The 18,289-nt window shown below is 54.3% G+C and carries 19 protein-coding genes and 1 tRNA gene; 14 read left to right on the forward strand and 6 right to left on the reverse strand.

The annotated features are described in order from the left end of the window. Window positions 1–99: 99 nt before the first annotated feature. Together ACXAEW_RS03975 and ACXAEW_RS03980 are read left to right on the forward strand one after the other, a co-directional pair. The gene (locus ACXAEW_RS03975) at window positions 100–861 is read left to right on the forward strand and encodes a DUF599 domain-containing protein (protein ID WP_474940101.1); all 762 of its coding nucleotides are present in this window, start codon (window positions 100–102) and stop codon (window positions 859–861) included. Further along, window positions 858–1,220: a hypothetical protein gene (locus ACXAEW_RS03980; protein WP_474940102.1), complete on the forward strand. Its 363-nt coding sequence runs from the start codon at window positions 858–860 to the stop codon at window positions 1,218–1,220. The genes ACXAEW_RS03975 and ACXAEW_RS03980 overlap by 4 nt, the downstream gene beginning before the upstream one ends. A 1-nt stretch (window position 1,221) precedes the next feature. On the opposite strand, the gene rlmH is transcribed toward ACXAEW_RS03980, so the two are convergent. Then, window positions 1,222–1,692 carry a 23S rRNA (pseudouridine(1915)-N(3))-methyltransferase RlmH gene (gene rlmH / locus ACXAEW_RS03985; RefSeq protein WP_474940103.1) on the reverse strand — a complete coding sequence of 157 codons (471 nt, stop codon included), beginning with the start codon at window positions 1,690–1,692 and terminating at the stop codon, window positions 1,222–1,224. A gap of 74 nt (window positions 1,693–1,766) precedes the next feature. Beyond that, window positions 1,767–2,207, reverse strand: coding sequence for a ribosome silencing factor (gene rsfS / locus ACXAEW_RS03990; protein ID WP_474940104.1), 441 nt, complete (start codon window positions 2,205–2,207; stop codon window positions 1,767–1,769). Window positions 2,208–2,659: 452 nt separating this feature from the next. Here rsfS and leuC point away from each other — a divergent pair, with 452 nt between their 5' ends. The 8 genes from leuC (at window position 2,660) to ACXAEW_RS04030 (ending at window position 9,972) form a co-directional block, all read left to right on the forward strand. After that, window positions 2,660–4,069 carry a 3-isopropylmalate dehydratase large subunit gene (leuC, locus tag ACXAEW_RS03995; protein ID WP_474940105.1) on the forward strand — a complete coding sequence of 470 codons (1,410 nt, stop codon included), beginning with the start codon at window positions 2,660–2,662 and terminating at the stop codon, window positions 4,067–4,069. A gap of 12 nt (window positions 4,070–4,081) precedes the next feature. Continuing rightward, complete coding sequence (gene leuD, locus ACXAEW_RS04000; RefSeq protein WP_474940106.1) at window positions 4,082–4,687, forward strand: 3-isopropylmalate dehydratase small subunit; 606 nt, start codon at window positions 4,082–4,084, stop codon at window positions 4,685–4,687. A gap of 398 nt (window positions 4,688–5,085) precedes the next feature. After that, on the forward strand, window positions 5,086–5,892 hold the full coding sequence (locus ACXAEW_RS04005; protein WP_474940107.1) for a hypothetical protein: 807 nt from the start codon (window positions 5,086–5,088) through the stop codon (window positions 5,890–5,892). After that, window positions 5,889–6,920, forward strand: a complete 1,032-nt coding sequence (locus ACXAEW_RS04010) for an endonuclease/exonuclease/phosphatase family protein (RefSeq protein WP_474940108.1) — start codon at window positions 5,889–5,891, stop codon at window positions 6,918–6,920. The genes ACXAEW_RS04005 and ACXAEW_RS04010 overlap by 4 nt, the downstream gene beginning before the upstream one ends. 94 nt (window positions 6,921–7,014) lie before the next feature. Next, the gene (leuB, locus tag ACXAEW_RS04015) at window positions 7,015–8,118 is read left to right on the forward strand and encodes a 3-isopropylmalate dehydrogenase (protein WP_474940109.1); all 1,104 of its coding nucleotides are present in this window, start codon (window positions 7,015–7,017) and stop codon (window positions 8,116–8,118) included. Window positions 8,119–8,277: 159 nt separating this feature from the next. Next, complete coding sequence (locus ACXAEW_RS04020; protein ID WP_474940110.1) at window positions 8,278–9,231, forward strand: DMT family transporter; 954 nt, start codon at window positions 8,278–8,280, stop codon at window positions 9,229–9,231. A gap of 48 nt (window positions 9,232–9,279) precedes the next feature. Beyond that, a tRNA-Pro gene (locus ACXAEW_RS04025) sits at window positions 9,280–9,356 on the forward strand. Between the two features lie 349 nt (window positions 9,357–9,705). After that, window positions 9,706–9,972, forward strand: coding sequence for a hypothetical protein (locus ACXAEW_RS04030; protein WP_474940111.1), 267 nt, complete (start codon window positions 9,706–9,708; stop codon window positions 9,970–9,972). A gap of 515 nt (window positions 9,973–10,487) precedes the next feature. Here the strand turns inward: ACXAEW_RS04030 and ACXAEW_RS04035 are convergent. The 3 genes from ACXAEW_RS04035 to ACXAEW_RS04045 all read right to left on the reverse strand — a co-directional run bounded on the left by ACXAEW_RS04035 (window position 10,488) and on the right by ACXAEW_RS04045 (window position 12,058). Then, window positions 10,488–10,649: a hypothetical protein gene (locus ACXAEW_RS04035; RefSeq protein ID WP_474940112.1), complete on the reverse strand. Its 162-nt coding sequence runs from the start codon at window positions 10,647–10,649 to the stop codon at window positions 10,488–10,490. Window positions 10,650–10,703: 54 nt separating this feature from the next. Then, the gene (locus ACXAEW_RS04040) at window positions 10,704–11,570 is read right to left on the reverse strand and encodes a hypothetical protein (protein WP_474940113.1); all 867 of its coding nucleotides are present in this window, start codon (window positions 11,568–11,570) and stop codon (window positions 10,704–10,706) included. A gap of 221 nt (window positions 11,571–11,791) precedes the next feature. Further along, a complete protein-coding gene (locus ACXAEW_RS04045) occupies window positions 11,792–12,058 on the reverse strand; it encodes a hypothetical protein (protein ID WP_474940114.1) in 267 nt (88 codons plus the stop codon). A 493-nt stretch (window positions 12,059–12,551) separates the two neighbouring features. On the opposite strand from ACXAEW_RS04045, the gene ACXAEW_RS04050 reads away from it, so the two are divergent. From ACXAEW_RS04050 to ACXAEW_RS04065, 4 genes are all read left to right on the forward strand, one after another. Continuing rightward, the gene (locus ACXAEW_RS04050) at window positions 12,552–13,361 is read left to right on the forward strand and encodes an alpha/beta fold hydrolase (RefSeq protein WP_474940115.1); all 810 of its coding nucleotides are present in this window, start codon (window positions 12,552–12,554) and stop codon (window positions 13,359–13,361) included. Between the two features lie 606 nt (window positions 13,362–13,967). Next, the gene (locus ACXAEW_RS04055) at window positions 13,968–15,086 is read left to right on the forward strand and encodes a helix-turn-helix domain-containing protein (RefSeq protein ID WP_474940116.1); all 1,119 of its coding nucleotides are present in this window, start codon (window positions 13,968–13,970) and stop codon (window positions 15,084–15,086) included. Between the two features lie 146 nt (window positions 15,087–15,232). Next, window positions 15,233–16,177, forward strand: coding sequence for an alpha/beta hydrolase family protein (locus ACXAEW_RS04060; protein WP_474942987.1), 945 nt, complete (start codon window positions 15,233–15,235; stop codon window positions 16,175–16,177). Between the two features lie 139 nt (window positions 16,178–16,316). Further along, the gene (locus ACXAEW_RS04065) at window positions 16,317–17,534 is read left to right on the forward strand and encodes a serine hydrolase domain-containing protein (RefSeq protein ID WP_474940117.1); all 1,218 of its coding nucleotides are present in this window, start codon (window positions 16,317–16,319) and stop codon (window positions 17,532–17,534) included. Here the strand turns inward: ACXAEW_RS04065 and ACXAEW_RS04070 are convergent. Next, window positions 17,522–18,280, reverse strand: a complete 759-nt coding sequence (locus ACXAEW_RS04070) for an IS5 family transposase (protein ID WP_474940118.1) — start codon at window positions 18,278–18,280, stop codon at window positions 17,522–17,524. The two genes, ACXAEW_RS04065 and ACXAEW_RS04070, sit on opposite strands and share 13 nt — an antisense overlap. Between the last annotated feature and the right edge of the window lie 9 nt (window positions 18,281–18,289).

An 18,289-nucleotide genomic window follows, 5' to 3' on the forward strand; every position in this document is an offset into this window, starting at 1 on the left:
CGCGCTCTCCTCTGGCACATACCGTCGCTTGAATTGGTAAAAACATATTACCAATTTTATGACCTGACAAGCCCCTGCGTCCGGCGGTACGGTGCCTGCATGATTTGGTTGAACCGTATCGCTTTGTTTTCGCCGCTGGATTTCGCAGGTCTTGCCTTTGTTCTTGTAGCATGGGTTTGGATCGGCTGGCGCATTGAACACCCCTCGCCCAACCGGCCGTCTGTGTCGATTCTCATGGCGGACTTCCGGCGCGACTGGATGACAGTGATGGTAACCCGCGAGCCAAGGATCTTTGATGCCCAGCTCGTCAGCAACCTGCGTCAGGGCACAGCTTTCTTCGCCTCCGCTTCAATGATCGCCATTGGTGGCGGACTGGCCTTGATCGGCCAAGCGGATCAGCTTGCAGGTATTGCGAGCGATTTCATTCAGGCCGATGCCCCCATTTTTGTCTGGGAGGCCAAGCTGATCGCGGTACTGCTGTTACTGTGCAACGCATTCCTAAAGTTCGTTTGGTCACATCGGCTTTTCGGATATGGATCTGTCCTGATGGCTGCTGTCCCCAATGACCCGAACGCGCCTCTGGTGCACCAGCGTGCTGCGCAGGCCGCAGAACTGAACATCACCGCAGCTCGCAGTTTCAATCGCGGCATGCGCGCCACCTATTTCTCGCTTTCCACATGCGCCTGGCTGCTCGGCCCAATTTCCCTGATTGTCGCCACTTTGGTCACCCTGGCGGTGCTATACCGGCGCGAGTTTGCGTCCAAATCACGCGAAGTCCTGCTCAGCACGCCTGCCGATCATGCGCTTGCACGCAAACGTGATCCCCAGTCCAAGACGATTGCAGATAACCTACCCGCATGACACGGATCTTTTCTGTTATTCTCTGCCTCACCCTTGGTGCCTCCGCAAGCTTTGCGGATGCGCCGGAAATCGTTTCGGCACAGGCGACACAACGCGGCTCAAGCTGGACATTTGATGTGACCCTGCGCCATGGCGACACAGGTTGGGATCACTATGCAGATGGCTGGCGAGTCCTCGACAACAACGGGACGGAACTTGGTCTGCGTACCTTGCTGCATCCGCATGAACACGAACAGCCGTTCACCCGGTCGCTAAGCGGGGTCGAGATCCCAACCAACACTAAGCAGGTGTTCATTCAGGCACGTGACAATGTGGATGGCTGGGCCGAAACACTGTTTGAGGTACAGCTCGAACCTTAAACTACGTGCGGTGATAGGGGCTTCCAGCTTCGATCGTCGCCGCGCGATAGATCTGTTCAGTGAGCATCAGCCTCACCATCATATGCGGCCAGACCATCTTGCCAAATGAAATGGAAAAATCCGCCTCGGCACGCAAACCCGGATCGATCCCATCCGCGCCCCCGATGACAAACGCCAAGTCCTGCCGACCGCCATCGCGCCATCCTGCCATTTTCCGGGAAAACTCGGGCGAGGTCAGAAGCTGACCCCGTTCATCCAGCGTGCACAGAAGCGCCCCCTTTGGCAATGCCTTGCGAAGCAGTGCAGCTTCAGCCCCCATGCCAGCGTTTTTCTTATCTTCGACCTCGACCACGCGCGCAGGCCCCAAACCCAGCGCGCGACCGGTGCGGTCAAAACGGGTGAGGTAGTCATCAATCAGAGCTTTTTCAGGCCCGGACCGCAATCGCCCCACCGCGCAGATGTGAATACGCATCTGTAGATACCTTTGCTGTCAGCCGCGCGTACGGCGGCTACATCAAATGTCTTTGTTTTCTCTCAACCGGCGCGTCAGACCGTGATCGGTGCAGAAGGAGACTGACCGCTTGCAGGCTGCCACATCTTTTCGATCTGGTAGAATTCACGCACTTCGGGACGGAACAAGTGGACGATAACGTCTCCGGTATCGATCAGAACCCAGTCTCCGGTATCCTTACCTTCGACCTTGCAACCAATGCCAAATTCCTGCTTCAGACGATCCATCAGCTTTTCCGACATCGCGGCCACTTGACGGCTCGAACGACCGGAGGCAATCACCATGTAATCACCAAAGGACGTTTTGCCACGCAGATCAATCTGCACGACATCCTCAGCTTTATCATCATCAAGAGAAGAAAGAACACGCTCCAGCAGCGCTTCGCTGGTGGGCTGTTGAGAGGCGGGCTTAACCGCCAGAGTGTGGCCGCCTTTGCTCGCCACGTCAGCTTGGGGTGACAGGACAATGTCCTCCATATAAGGCGCCGCACATCCCGGCGCAGGGTGGTATTACCATAGCAAAAGCCCCCCGGTTTTTCAACGAGCGCTGAAAGACCAAGGGCGAATCGAAGCGCTTGTGTGCACGAATTCGCACAAATGGGAAAGGCGATAACGATTCAGCGCGGTTATTTACACCCTTTGGCGCAGCCAGTGAAAGGGGCACACGACGGCATCGGCCGACTTCCGGAAACCATTAAGCCGTTTCGCTCGCTGTTCTCTTGCGAGTCTCAGGTGAGTTCTATAAAGGACGCCCATGGAACGTATCTTTGATATCTCCGACAGGGCTTGGCTGCCTTGGCGATTTCACGGCGCGATGCGCACGGTGTTGGCACGACTGTGAATTCGGCTGACCGTTTGGCTTGCATACATAGTGCGGGCTGAAAACGCTGATGACTCCACAATTCTATGACCATCCACGGGAGAGCGAAATGACCGCCCCGAAGACACTCTATGATAAAATCTGGGATGCGCATGTCGCGCATGAGGCCGAAGACGGTACCTGTCTGCTGTATATCGACCGCCACCTGGTCCATGAAGTGACCAGCCCGCAGGCGTTTGAAGGCCTGAGAATGGCCGGACGCAAAGTGCACGCGCCGGACAAAACCATCGCGGTACCGGATCACAACGTGCCAACCACATTGGACCGCGCCGACCCGGCCACAATGACCGAGGAAAGCCGCATCCAGGTTGAGGCGCTCGACAAAAACGCCAAGGAATTTGGCGTGCATTACTACCCGGTTTCTGACGTGCGCCAGGGTATTGTACATATTGTCGGCCCCGAACAGGGCTGGACCCTGCCCGGCATGACCGTTGTCTGTGGCGACAGCCACACCGCGACCCACGGTGCGTTTGGCGCGCTGGCGCATGGCATCGGAACCTCTGAGGTCGAGCATGTATTGGCGACCCAGACGCTGATCCAGAAGAAGTCCAAAAACATGAAGGTGGAGATCACCGGCAAGCTGAAGCCGGGTGTGACCGCCAAGGACATTACTCTGGCTGTGATCGGTGAAACTGGCACCGGTGGCGGCACCGGTTATGTGATCGAATACTGTGGCGAAGCGATCCGCGACCTTTCTATGGAAGGGCGTATGACCGTCTGCAATATGGCCATCGAAGGTGGCGCGCGTGCAGGTCTGATCGCTCCGGACGAGACCACTTTTGAATACGTCAAAGGCCGCCCCCATGCCCCCAAGGGCGCGCAGTTCGAGGCCGCTCTGAACTGGTGGAAGACCCTTTATACTGACGAAGGCGCGCAGTTCGACAAAGTTGTCACCCTGCGCGGCGAGGACATCGAACCGGTTGTGACCTGGGGCACCTCTCCTGAGGACGTTCTGCCGATCACCGGCGTGGTTCCCTCCCCCGAGGACTTTAAAGGCGGTAAAGTTGAAGCCGCAAAACGCGCGATCGAATACATGGGCCTGACGCCAGGTCAGAAGCTGACTGAAATTGAGATCGACACCGTCTTTATCGGCTCCTGTACCAATGGCCGCATCGAAGACCTGCGCGCCGTGGCCGAAGTCGTCAAAGGCAAGAAGATCAAGGACGGCATGCGTGCTATGATCGTTCCCGGCTCTGGCCTGGTACGCGCCCAAGCTGAAGAAGAAGGCCTAGCCGAAATCTTTGAAGCTGCGGGTTTTGAATGGCGCATGGCCGGTTGCTCTATGTGTCTGGCAATGAACCCCGATCAGCTGAGTGAAGGTGAGCGTTGCGCTGCAACCTCGAACCGGAACTTTGAAGGTCGCCAGGGCTACAAAGGGCGTACGCACTTGGTTTCACCCGCGATGGCTGCGGCTGCCGCGCTGACCGGCAAGCTGACTGACGTTCGCGAGTTGATGTAAGGAGCAAGCAAAATGGAAAAGTTTGAAACCTTCACCGGTATCGCAGCGCCCATGCCGCTGGTGAATATCGACACCGATATGATCATCCCCAAAGTGTTCCTGAAGTCCATTCAGCGCACCGGCTTTGGCAAGAACCTGTTTGACGAGATGCGGTATAACCGGGATGGCACAGAAATCGAAGATTTTGTGCTGAACAAACCCCAGTATCGCAAATCCCAGATCCTGGTGGCCGGCGACAACTTTGGCTGCGGATCTTCGCGTGAGCATGCGCCGTGGGCGTTGGCGGATTTCGGCATCAAAGTGATCGTCTCGACCTCATTTGCCGACATCTTCTTTAACAACTGCTTCAAGAACGGCATGTTGCCGGTTGTTCTCCCTCAGGAGCAAGTCGACATTCTGATGAAAGACGCCGAAAAAGGCGAGAACGCCCGCATGACGGTGGATCTGGACGCTCAGGAAATCACCACCTCCGAAGGAGATGTGATCAAGTTCGAAGTCGACGCCTTCAAAAAGCACTGCCTGATGAACGGCTTGGATGACATCGGCCTGACGCTGGAAAAAGCCGAAAGCATCAAAACCTTTGAAGACCAAGCCGCACAGGCCCGTCCCTGGGTGTAATGCAGGCGACTACAGTCTGGAAAACAAATGGCCGCCCCCAGCTTGGGGCGGCCTTTTTCAGGTCCAAGATCCGAAAATCACCACAAATTCGCCACACTTCAGTTGCGCGCGTTTCCCGACAAAACCTTACCTTTTCCCCAGATAGTTAACGCAAGACGCTGATTTTTCACGTGAAAGATGATGCATTACGGCACCACCTGGTAAAACTACGCATTAAAACCTCGTAATTTCCGCCTCCACGCTTGAGACGATTAAGGCAATCGTGATGAAATAAGGGCAAAAATGAGGCAGAGCCCCCCAGGCAATTCTGGGGCGCTTCAAAGTGCGACGACGAGCGTGAAAATGCGCCGGTCCGGTTTGAGGAATAAAATGTGATAGCTCGGATTGCAGCAGCAGCCGTGCGTGCGATTTTGGTGGCATTGCTCATTGCCATGCCGTCCTTGATCTTAGCGCAGGACATCAATGGAACGCCGGAATTGGTGGTCTTCCTCGCCTTGCTGGCTGGGGCTTTGATCTTCGCTGAATATAACTCTCATTTTCCGAGCTTCGTCGAATTCCGGGACGCTCCGCCACTCAACCGCATCCGATATGTCGCCCTGTTCATGATGGTCTGCGGCTTAGCGCTCATGCTCCGCCACGGCCCAAATTCAAATGGGTTGACCACACTTTTTCACGGGCTTGGAAAAGTTTTAGGCAATGCTCTCGACTTTCCGCTTTCTCCGGTCCAACTGATGACGTTGATACTGCCGGAGGACACCAGCACGGCTACAGAAAACATCGCGCGCGCGGCGGCAGGTTTTTCCTGTTTTATTGCGATACTTTCAACAGCCTGCGTCGCCTTTGCAATTAGAGTAACTGGCTGGCCAATTTCATCTGGTTCCTTCAACGTCTGGACCAACTTGCCTCTGTTCGATCCGACCACCGGCGGCGACGTTGTCAGTCGGATGACACGTGATGGCCGTCTGAACGTCATTCTGGGTGTTTTACTACCGTTCGCCCTCCCCGGCGGCATCAAGATGGTCGACAGCTTTCTGGGCATCGCCATCCTGGGCCACCCAATGATGCTGATTTGGGGCATGGCCCTTTGGGCCTTTGTTCCGGCCTCTATGGTCATGCGGGGAATGGCAATGCTGCGGGTTGCTGACCTTATCGCAGCGCAACGGCGACGCACTTATGCCGCCTCGGACTCATTGCAAACCATATGAGATGTGTGGTCGCAGCCTTGTTTGCGGCTATCATCGCTGCACCCGTATCGGCGGAGACGTTTCGGGTCGCAACCTACAACACCGAGCTCTCACAAAAAGGCCCCGGTCTGCTTTTGCGCGCGTTGGAGCAAAAGTCACTGCCACAAGCAGAGGCGATTATTGATGTGATAATCGACACCAGGCCGGATATTTTGGTCCTGCAGGGTATCGATTGGGACAGTGAAGGTCGGGCCATGGCGGCCTTCCAGCATCGTCTGGCGGATAGAAAGCTGGTGTATGACCACGCCTTTACGGCGCGTCCCAACAGCGGGTTACGCACCGACCTGGACCTTGATGGAGATGGAAAGCACGGCGGGCCGCGCGACACTCAGAGCTACGGAGACTTTACCGGCGCAAATGGGATCGTTGTCTTCTCAAAATGGACCTTGCTTACCTCTGAACTCGTGGATCTGACCCCGCAACTGTGGCATGAACTCCCCTGGGCATCCTTACCGCAACACCCTGACGGTGCTCCATTTCCGAGTGCGGCAGCGCAACACATCCAGCGGCTATCCTCCTCAAATCACTGGATCCTTCCTGTTGAGCTCCCGGATCAGCAGCGGCTGAACCTTCTCATTTTTTATGCCACTCCGCCGGTTTTCGACGGAGATGAGGATCGCAATGGCAAACGCAACCATGATGAGATCATGCTATGGTCGCACCTTCTGGATCAGGACAACGGCTTTACCGAACCGGTCATTGTGATCGGCGACGCGAACCTTGATCCCAACCGTGGTGAAGGGCGGCACGGGGCTATTAGGACCTTGCTTACCCACCCGCGCCTGCAAGATCCGACACCACGCAGTGAGGCTGGCGGCGCCAATACGGTGGTTTGGCCGCAAACAGGCGCGTTAAGGGTTGATTACATCCTACCGGATACTTCGTTGACCGTGACAGATGCCGGAGTTCACTGGCCGATGCGATCAGAAACACCTGTGGCAACCGCTAGCCGCCACTATCTGGTATGGATGGACATTGAATTCCCCTAAGGACACCGCCAAAGCCCCTTATTTTCAGCACTCTTGTTGACCCCACCGGGCAGGAACGATACCTCCGGAGCGACCGATTTCAAGGAGACTGAGGATGTCTAACCCATCGATTCTGATTCTGCCCGGTGACGGGATTGGCCCCGAGGTGATGGCCGAGGTACGCAAGATCATCACCTGGTTTGGTGACAAGCGCGACATTCAGTTCGATGTGAGCGAAGACCTAGTTGGCGGCGCGGCTTATGACGCCCATGGCACCCCGCTGCATGACAACACAATGGCCAAAGCGCAAGAAGTCGACGCCGTTCTGCTGGGCGCTGTTGGCGGTCCGAAGTACGATGTTCTCGACTTCTCCGTAAAACCTGAACGTGGCCTCCTGCGCCTGCGCAAAGAGATGGACCTGTTCTCCAACCTACGTCCGGCACAATGCTTTGATGCGCTGGCGGATTTCTCGTCACTGAAAAAAGACGTGGTTGCAGGCCTCGACATCATGATCGTGCGCGAGCTGACCTCGGGCATCTACTTTGGTGAGCCGCGCGGCATCATCGAAGAAGGCAACGAACGTGTGGGCATCAACACCCAGCGTTACACCGAGTCCGAAATCGAGCGCGTCGCGCGTTCCGCTTTCGAACTTGCTATGCGTCGCGGCAAGAAGCTCTGTTCGATGGAGAAAGCCAATGTGATGGAAAGCGGCATCCTGTGGCGCGAAGTTGTAACCGAGGTTTCAAAAGACTACCCCGAGGTTGAGCTGTCCCACATGTACGCAGACGCGGGTGCCATGCAGCTCTGCCGCTGGCCTAAACAGTTCGACGTTATTGTGACTGACAACCTGTTTGGTGACCTGCTGTCTGACGCTGCAGCCATGCTGACCGGATCACTGGGAATGCTTCCGTCTGCATCGTTGGGTGCTCCGATGGAAAACGGCCGCCCCAAAGCACTGTATGAACCGGTCCACGGGTCCGCACCGGACATCGCTGGCGAAGGGAAAGCCAACCCGATCGCCTGCATTCTCAGCTTTGCAATGGCCTTGCGCTACAGCTTTGACCTGGGCGCGGAAGCAGACCGCCTGGAAAGCGCAGTTGAGAAGGTGCTGGCGGACGGCGTGCGCACCGCAGACCTTTTGGGCGAAGAAGGCGTAACCCCGGTCACCACCTCTGGCATGGGTGATGCAATCATCGCTGCACTAGACGCCAATCTTTAAACCACGTTGCACATCGTGCATGTGAACGGACCGGAAATTCCGGTCCGTTTTTCTTTTCCAAAAACGCCTAACGCCGGGTCGCTTAAATGCTTGTCACTTCGGCAGCTTTCATGACACGCTAGCGCTATCAGACCACCCAAGAACGCAGCCGGTAACCAAATGAACGCAAAAGCCGCCATTTACGCATTGATCGCCTATGGAATTTTTTCCACTCATGACGTGATCGTGAAGTTTGTAAGTGAAACACAATCGGCCTTTCAGATTGTGTTCTTTAGCAGCCTTCTGTCCTTTCCCCTGCTGACTGTCATGATGGTCGGTGACAAAACCATCGGGAACCTACGTCCCAAGTATCCAGGCTGGACGTTTCTTCGCGCTCTGATCATTCCTGTGATCCCGGCCAGCGCCTTCTATGCGTTCTCTGTCTTACCTTTGGCACAAGCTTATGCGCTGCTGTTTGCCACACCTCTGTTGATCACGCTGCTGTCCATTCCGGTCCTGAAGGAACGCGTGGGCCTACCCCGAATGGCTGCGGTTGCAGTTGGTTTTATCGGTGTTCTGGTCGTGCTACGCCCCGGAGAAACTGAATTGGGCGTGGGCCATTTGGCGGCTTTGGTTGCAGCTCTCGGGAATGCCCTGCAATCGGTGATCCTAAGGAAAGTCAGCAACGAGGAACGTTCGATCGTATTGATGTTGTTCCCGATGTTGGCCACTGTACTGGTCATGGGGTTTGCCCTGCCGTTCAGCTATGTTCCGCTGGAAGCAACCGAGCTTGGAAGCATCGCAATCATCGCCCTGCTTGGTTTCTGCGCAACCCTCTTGGTTGTAAAATCCTACACCATCGGCGAAGCAGCCACGGTCGCCCCGATGCAGTACTCTCAAATCATCTGGGCAACGATTTATGGGAGCTTACTCTTTGGCGAAGAAATTGATTTCACGACACTTCTTGGCGCGGCGATTATCATTGCCAGCGGTATCTTCATCGTACTCCGGGAGGCTCGCGGTGGACGGTCAGACAACACCCCAGTGCTGAAAACCCGCAGCAGGGCGGTCAGTTCTACGGGGCCCAATGTTTCAGTATTTTTGCGCCAAAGCACCCACAAGAAAACTGAATAATTTGGGCTTGCATCCCCCTAGGCCTAGGTATAATCACCCCTCCACGGTCGGAGCGTAGCTCAGCCTGGTAGAGCACTGTCTTCGGGAGGCAGGGGCCGGAGGTTCGAATCCTCTCGCTCCGACCAATTATTTCTTATCGATAGTCAGGACATTTGTCCTTTTGCGTCACGATGTGCCCTTTGGGTGCCGTTTCGCCCTGGCTCGGTTTGCCCGCCGCTAGAGGGCAAACACCTCATATGCACCCGCCGCGCGGGTGCGCCGCTTCATGAAAACGTGGAATTTGTCTAGAATCCAAAGGCTGTCGACGAGGCTAATGGCTGACAAAGCGAGCCTACGCTTTACTGCATCGTCGCGGACGGCCCTTTGCGGCCTTTCGTTGATTGCTCAAGATGCCGCAACCGCATCCCGCTTTGCGGACATTGGCTTCCGTGATCTTTGCTTCTATCATTTACAGCAGACCAAAGAGGTATTCATATGGAACGCGAACCCAACCTTGTCATTTCCAGCGCCTCGCAGCGCATCGTTGAGGATGGGGTGCCATTCAAGGTGGACATCTACAAACTTGAAGGCGGAGACGGCTGGTCGTTGGAAGTTGTGACCGAAGACGGGACTTCCATTGTCTGGGATGATCTCTTTGAAGACGACCGAGCCGCTTTCGAAGAGGCAATCAGAACCATTCGCAGTGAAGGCGCAGTCGCTTTTGCCAACGGTGGTGCAAACGTCGTCCCGTTTAGGCAATAGGCGAACGGCCCAAAGCGGTCACTCAACCCATCCACCGGATGCTGCGGTCGCTGCCCGCTTAACGGTCATTCGCTGCGATAGCGAAATTTCGAGGTCGGCGAATGGGAAAGATGCGGGACTTTCCCGACATTGATGTTTGGGCATGTTGCTGACGCAGCATCGTTCGCAATCGCAGCACTTCAATCGGACAGCGCGGCTTGTGTCACCATTCCGGTCATTCGTGGACGTCGATTTGGCCCAAACCGAGAACGACCTTTCGCCGCAGTTCCGACCGATCAACGAGGAGCGGACTGAACTGTCGTTCGCCGTACTCGCGAGAAAATTCTCATGTCTATGGTTCAAACTTGAAGGTGGACTGATTATGTAAGCGATCATTCCAGCCTGAGCGACAACCGGGGCTTAGAAGTTTCCCAGTGCCGGTTCCATCGAGATCAATTTGTCCAGCGTCGAATCCGTTGCAGCTTTTCTGGGCCAGTCAATTTCCTTTTGAAGCCACTTCAGCCGTTTCAATTTATCTACGTCATTCCTCCGTATTGTTTTTGCCAGCGGTAGTTGGTTTGTTTAGCAACACCGATCTGTCTGATTGCATCCAGACGGGGCATATATTGCCCGGTCAGTATTTCAACCTGAGGTAAATTCGCGACAATCCCTTCCGGCTTTGGTTGTTTGCTTAACATTCTTGGTCCGCCGTTTCCCAAAAAATGTGTGTGGATCAGTTCAGTTGAGAAAACTCATTCATCAATCCATTGATAACACGTCCCAAGTGCTGCGTTAAATTTCTCCAGATCCCTTTCACGGAGAAGAACAGCGTCTGAAGTATCACCGCCGTATTCGAAGGCAAACCGAAGCGGCGATCCATCATCACTGCAATAGCTCGGAATAAGCCGCGCAAGTTGGGCAAAAAGTTCAAGGTCAACAGTGCGACCGGACTCTTTTATTGGCCAAGTATAGCTCTGACCAAAGAGATCGAAACAAAAGCTGCGAGAACCGAAGTTTCCTTCTTCGCGAAGCTTCTGAAAATCTAAAACACCATCCGTCACATAGCGGATCTGAGACGCGAATTGTACATAGGCTTGATCGAGTAGAGTGTCCTCTAAATCGATTTGTGTAACGCGCGAACAAATTGGACGACCATCACCTTCATCGACCATCATTTGCAATAGGTCGTGGAGCTCTGGCCTATTCTGGGGGGCCTGCTTGTTGATATGGGCCCAATAACAAATGTGTTTTTCCCAAACGGCACGTGCGAACACCGCGTCCAGTCGCGTCGTATCACCCTTTAGATGTAATCCAAAACCTGCAAGTGTACTTAGACCGTCTTTTACTTCGTCCACGAACCCATCAGGCATAGGATGCGGGCGCGGGCGATGAATTGTAGGAGACTGACCGTTGGATGTGCGCTCAAGAAACAATTCCTTTCTAATCATACAAAGGGAATACAAATTCAACGTTCCAAAGACCCCTAGAGCCATCCATCGAGCGGGATGATTGATGGGCAAACCTAAAGAGACATCAAATATAAGTCTGGGCTCGACACACACGACAGTGCAGAAAATTGCGACCAAAGCCCACAGCGAAATTTTAACTGCCTTTGACAAATTTCCACCCGCTCCTTCAATGATTGAAAATGCGCTGCGCAGAGCTCCGTGATGCAATATGAAACACACGGGCACGCCTAATTGATCTCGAAGTAATGATATTGGCGAAGATCAAGGCAATGCTGACACTGGACTATCTGATTTCAGTTGCCAGCACTGCCCGTTACTTACCTATATCGCCAGTCGACATACGCTCGGGATCAAGCTCCATTTATTATGATTCAAACCTGTGTCTTGGGTATCAGCCATCCCATTGAGCCCGCCGCAATCAAAAATCCAATTAAAGCTGCTACAGCGATGACCCAATGCAACACCGCACGCAGGCGTTTCCCCTTCGCAGGGAACCAGCTAAAGCCGCGTAACCAACCTAAAATAATGTCACCAAACATCATCATCAGAACGAAGTGACGTAGAACGAGGTGGAGGATAAGAATTAAAATGGCCACCCCTACGATCGGGTTGGTCGGGGTATATACTATTTCTTCCAAGGTATTTATTTCCTTAACTCTTTGGAGATTATTCTTGAACTGCTTCTGGAGCACGAGACACTTGAAAGCAGTTCACAATTCATATGTGCCTAATGACACCTGTGGATGCGTCAGGGACATAGTGCATGATTTGCCTTCACCGACGTCCGGTCCAAGTGGATCGCACCTTTTTTGGCTCTAGATGAGGCTGACTTTGAGGATCAACGCAACACGCGGTAAGGCACCCACACTCTTGAACCCGGCAGCGTCGCTGATCAATACGCTTGATACAGCCCTCTCGCAGTGCGCTGATACAAATACCAAGCGGACTAAGGCATCCATCCTAAAGACTGCGCCCACCCGACCTTGACCGGAACAGCATGGCCGGGGTGGCGGTATTGCGGATGGTATAAGCCCCGGATCGCCCTTGCTAAAAAACGTTCGAACCGCTTGGTTCGGACGTCAGAATTATGATCAACGCGTATCAGTTCGGTGGAAACCGGAGTAAACTTTGATGAAATTTAACTTTTTGATGGCTGCAATTGTTCTCTGCCTGACGGGCTGTGTAAGCTCGACCGGTCCTGATGATCAAATAGCAGGCGGGCCGATAGCAGACGGACCGACAGTCGTTTTCGAAGCAGGCCTCGGCGATGGTTCTGAAAGCTGGGCTGCTCTGCGTGCGCAACTGCCAAAAAACATCTCCCACTTTGCATGGAGTCGCGCAGGATATGGCGGTCTAGGATTGGCAGATTTGCGGGTTTGGCCTGGCGATCTCGACGGACGTCGAACGGGCCGTGAAGTCGCAGAACAACTTGATATAACTTTGCGCGGCAAAGGTCTGAGACCTCCCTATATCCTTGTTGGCCATTCGGTTGGCGGCACATATACGCTCGCGTATGCGAAGGCCTTCCCCGAGAAGGTCGCGGGGCTTGTGCTTGTTGATGCGCGTTTGCCGGACTTCACTGCGCGCTGCCAAGCTTTGGCATTGAAGGGTTGCAAACCTCCAGTCGCTCTTATGGCCTTGATGGGGCGCGCCGAAATTCTAGAACTGCGAGGGATGCCCAATACGGAAGCCACTTTACGCGATCTGTCTTTTTTGGAGCGCATCCCCGTCACCATTATGTCTGCGGGACGCGGCGGCATTGGTGTTAGCGACGCTTTCCAGCGGGCTTGGATCAACTATGCAGAAGAGTTTGCTGATCGGCTCCCGCGCGGCACTCACATACATGTCCCGGAAAGCGGTCATTATATCCATCAAAGGCAGCCTGATCGGGTTATCACAGAGATCTTGTCATTTTTCCCGCCGCGGTTGCCCCAAGGATGACGAGCAAAATCAACCGCGCATGAAGCCAGTGGCTATCTGAACCCCATAACATTAAATGCGCGAGCGGTGAAAGCTTCAGTCGCTGTGACGAAATCGCCAGAAAGCCGGTCCAGCAGATGTCTTCCTGGTCCCGCACCCTACCATCGAACATGCGCTTATATGTAACTGGGTGAGGCGTAAAGACAAAGCAGCACGGTTCTTTTTAAAGCGCTTGGCGTTGCAAAGGAGATGATTAACCGTTTGGGCGTAAACGCGCTCGCTCATTCGGCGCGATGCACCGGCCTGTGCGCAGTGAAGTTGTGCATTTGGGCATTGGATTACAGTTCGACTGCGCCTCGACTGCCCTCGGCGTGTTCAACACCAAGCTTCGAAGTCCCAGCGCCTATGCAGCAGGTCAGGCGCATTGGTTGGCGACCTTACCGCACGACGGCAATAAGAAATGCGGTCTCTTACAAAACTCGGGTCAACGAATTTATTGGGCCGTTCACTCCATCCTCCTTTCTGCGCTGTCGTATTTCTCTGGGAACAACCCTAGGTCTGGCGGTGCAGAGGATCGCACTCCGCTGAATAAATGTGTTAACCGGAGCGAAAGCTAGAGGGAAGCCAATGCACGCGCTTAATGGATTTGAGATGGGATTGGCCACGATGGCCGGGTTCGCGCTCTTTTGGCGGACCATTGGCCATCCCGAACGTCGACCACTCCTCTTGCCGCTGGTCGTGTTTCAATTTGGGCTGCTGAGCCTTGGGCTATTGGATTTGGCGCCGCCTGGAGTGGAGCTGACGCTGACTTTGGCGTTGTGCGTGTTTCTCCCAATGCTCCTGCAACTCCACATGAACGTTCTGACGAACCGAAAGCTCGCGAAGCGCACATGGCTTTGGATCAGCGCAGCCGTGTTGCCCCTTCCGTTCCTTTTGCAACCACGTGTCCGGCAGGACATGATCTTGCAGGGCGAGCTGCCGGGGAATGCGGCGGGGATTTTGGTCGCCCTTTTCATAAGTCTCTTTGCACTGATCGCCTTGCTTGCGAGCGTTGTCCTGACAATTTCTGTGATACTCAGGTGGTTTGGCCACCGACGTTTGCTCCGACAAATCTACACGCAGCCAGCAAGGGGAGAGCGGGTCGTAACCTTCTCTTTGATTATGATCCCTGTTGGCGTTCTGGTCGCCTATCTTTTGTCTTTGTTCGCAGGCCTTATCGGGCGTGATGTGGATGATGGGTGGCTTGAGCGCGCTATGATCTCCTTCGCCTGCTTTGGTTTTGCAGCGCACGGAATGACCATCGAGAGGCTGCCAAGCTGGGCGGAGGACCTGACGGAAGACACGCAGCACCAGTCACAAAAACCCGCCTATGAGCGTTCGGGCCTCGGTGATCAAGACCTTGACGCGATACTAACCCGTCTTGATAGCGCCATGGCGCAGGGCCAGCTTTGGCTTGACCCGATGTTAACGCTCAAGGATTTGGCCGAAGCTGTCGGAGTGAAACCCAGTTATCTGAGCCAGGCGCTCAATCAGCAACGAGAGGTGACTTTCTATGACTATGTCAATGCCCACAGGATCGAAGATGCCTCCGCGCGATTGATCGCCAGCAATGATACAATTCTCGACATCTGTTTTGCTGTTGGGTTCAATGCCAAATCCACATTCAATGCGGCATTTCGAAAGCACAAAGGAGAGACACCGAGTGCCTGGCGAAAAAGTCAAACCGCGACCGAGCCCGCTGGCTAGGTCGCGCGCACTGTACCCGGGAGACACATCCAAGAGGATTTTCCAGGGAGGCCTCCGTGCACAAGCTTGTCTTTACCCTTCTTACTCTTTGCCTGTTTGCCTGCGCAGGCCCGAGACCACAAAATCCAACTGACCGTCACTATGACGTGCGAGAGATCACATTTGCGGCGCAAGATGATACACGTCTGGCCGGGGAGTTGACCGTCCCATTCGGGCCAGGCCCACATCCCGCTGTGGTCCTTCTTGCCGGTACGGGACGGCATGACCGCGATGAAAGCTCGGTCGGCCATCGACCATTTCTCGTTTTGTCGGATGCGCTCGCACACGCAGGTATAGCGGCGTTGCGCTACGACAAAAGAGGTGTCGGAGAAAGCGGTGGAAATTATAGAGAAACGGGCTTTTTTGGTTTCGCCCGTGACGGAGCATCCGCGCTCGACTGGCTGGCAGCGCAACCCGGTATTGACCCGGACAGATTAGGCTTTGTCGGCCATTCCGAAGGTGGGATGAGCGCATTGATTGCTGCGGGAGACTTCACAAAGTTTGAAGTGCAGGCATTGGCTTTGCTGGCAACTCCCGTGATACCAACAGAGACAGCAATAAGACGTCAGTCGCGTGACCTCGCCGCTGCGGCGGGTGAGACTGATGCAGAAATCACAGCGATGGACATTGCTTTGACGAGGGTGTTTGACGCGCTTGAGGCTGCGCCCGCACCACAGGACGCGCACGCAAGTGTAAAAGCGGCCGTTAGTGACCTGCCATGGCTATACCGATATTCTCTTACACGATTTTGGGGAACCAAGTGGGGATGGGAGATTGCTCGATATGAACCTGAAAAATATTTAGGCGCATTCTCAGGGCCAGTGATGGCTCTTTACGGAACCAATGACCTATTGGTCGATCATGATCTGAACGCATCGGCGGCAGCCCGACTTTTGCATCATTCTGGTAGCCAGGTCATCACATTAGAAGGCCTAAACCATTTTCTACAGCCGAGTAAATCCGGTGCGCCTTCTGAGTATCGCCACATAGAGACGACAATCGCGCCGGAGGTCCTCGAGCACTTGGTCACCTTCCTGAAGAAGCAGCTCTGATGATGGGGAGTTCTCTTACTATTCGTATGCTGGATAGCGGTACGAACCAACTGGATGGGTCGTGTGACCAAACGGTCTGTTTAGGTCTTCACCAGCAGGCACTTTCGCCTGTCTGGACATAAAAGATTGAGACCAAAAGATGACAAGAGTTGATCCTAGTGCATTTCTAGATGTCGTTCAGAAAGGCATTGCGAACTATCGCGGGAACGCCCCAGCAGTCCTGATGGAAGTGGAACGCAATGGGCTGAGCGTGGGCGCCGCAGATGGCGTCGTCGCGATTGGTCAGGATGTGCCTGTAACGATAGACGCCATATTTCAGATCGGTTCGCAAACCAAAATGATGACCGCCACGGTTTTGTTGCAATTGGCGAGCGAAGAGCAGCTTTCTCTCGACGATAAGCTCTCCGAAGTGATGGACGTGAGCTCGCTGTCTGGGATCCCAAATATCAACGACGTCACATTGCGGCAGTTGATGACACATCAATCCGGCATTCCCGACTATGCAACGGACTTTCTCAATGAAGCCAACATTCCAATCGTCTATGAGCCGGTTCTGGGCGATCCGCCACAACCAATCGGTGTTCGAGAGGCTTTGCAATTTCTCAATGATCAGAAAGCTCCTGCTGAGTTTTCGCCCGGGGGAGGATTTGAATACTCGAATACAGGTTTTCTCCTGTTGCAGCTGGCGATCGAAAATGTGACCGGCAGTCCACTTGCAGAGGTTTTCCAAACACGGATCTTCGATCCGGTCGGTATGACCTCGACCAGCTTGCCGGGCTTTGAGCGCCCAGATGGAGTGCTCAATTCTTACAGAGAACTAGGCGGTGAGCTTTTGGACGTTACTTTACTGCCAATCGACGCTGGGGGCGATGGCGGGGCTTTCTCTACGACAGGGGACATGATCAAGTTTATGAAAGCTCTGGTGGTCGAGGGCAATCTGATCTCATCAGATCAACTTGAAGGACTAGAACAGTTTTTTGCAGCAGCTGATATCGGTGACGATAATTTCATAGGTCACAATGGGGGTACTGAGGGCACGAACAGCATAACGTTGCTGCATTTGCCAACGGGTACGATTTTTTCGGCAGCAGAATCAATCGTACAGGAGGGCGAGCTGTTTGATGAGATGTTCGTCAGCACGATCTTAGATGTGTTGACAAATGAAACTTGGCAGAGCTTTCAGAGCGGCGATGGTGACCTCGATTTTGCAATCACTGCGGCAGAAATCAATGTCAATGAGGCGTTGGGTGTAGATGGATCGGCCCAGACTTTCTTTGAAATGCAAGGAGTCACGCTCGCGCTAGATGGTCTGCTTGGAGATCTAGGGTCTGGACTCATTGAGTTTCAAAGCCAGTAGATGACCAGGGCAGCAAGTGCGATTGCTGATAGGAAGACCTTTGGGCATCTGTCGTAGCGTGTCGCCACACGCCGCCAATCCTTTAGCCTACCGAACATGATTTCGATCCGGTTTCTGCGCTTGTAGCGGCGCTTATCGTACTTCACTGGCTTCCTGCGTTGTTTCCGGCCCGGGATGCAGGCGCGTATCCCTTTGTCTTGCAACGCTTCTCTGAACCAGTCGGCATCATAGCCTCGATCTCCGAGCAACCAATCGACGTGCGGTAAGTTGCTGAGCAAAGCGCGTGCCCCGATGTAATCGCTTACCTGTCCGGCGGTTACAAACAGATCAAGCGGGCGTCCTTGGCTGTCGCAAATGGCATGTAGCTTGGTGTTCATGCCGCCCTTGGTTCGCCCGATCAGGCGTCCACGCCCCCCCTTTTTGACGCCCAAACTGGTCGCTGTACGGTGAGCCTTGAGGTAAGTTGCGTCGATCATCACAGTCTGTTCTTCACGATGCTCGGCGGCCAGGCCGACCATCAGACGAGCGAAAATGCCCTTGTCACTCCACCGCTTCCAACGGTTGTAGAGCGTCTTGTGGGGGCCATACTCCTTCGGCGCATCACGCCAGCGTAAACCATTGCGATTGATGAAAATAATACCGCTCAAGACGCGCCTGTCATCGACGCGTGGTTTGCCGTGGGATTTCGGGAAGAAGGGCTCAAGGCGCGCCATCTGCGCGTCCGTCAGCCAGAAAAGGTCTGACATGTTCACCGC

The sequence above is a fragment of the Epibacterium sp. ABZ3_068 genome, assembly GCF_056159265.1.